General features: G+C 62.2%; 1 pseudogene. It reads right to left on the reverse strand.

From position 1 onward, the window contains the following. Positions 1 to 233 (reverse strand): annotated as a pseudogene (locus R0J92_RS26995) (amidophosphoribosyltransferase); the annotation flags it as partial.

Here is a 233-nt window from a genome sequence, read left to right on the forward strand (position 1 = left end):
CGCCTTGCATGCGCGCCATCGTCATCTTCACCCCGGCAAAGATGTTGGGGATCGGATCGGCGTTGCCGTTGCCCGCGGTCGCGGCTGCCACCTTGTCGGCCAGCACGTTCAGCAGGATCTCGGAATCCGGGGTGGTGCGCAGGTGGCGGCTGTATTTGCCGGTGACCTTGGCGCGCTGTTGTTCGGTATTGGTGATATTGCCGTTGTGCACCAGATAGATGCCATAAGGCGCG

Origin of the sequence: Tritonibacter sp. SIMBA_163, from assembly GCF_046535935.1 — a bacterium.
Taxonomy (GTDB): Bacteria; Pseudomonadota; Alphaproteobacteria; order Rhodobacterales; family Rhodobacteraceae; genus Epibacterium; species Epibacterium scottomollicae.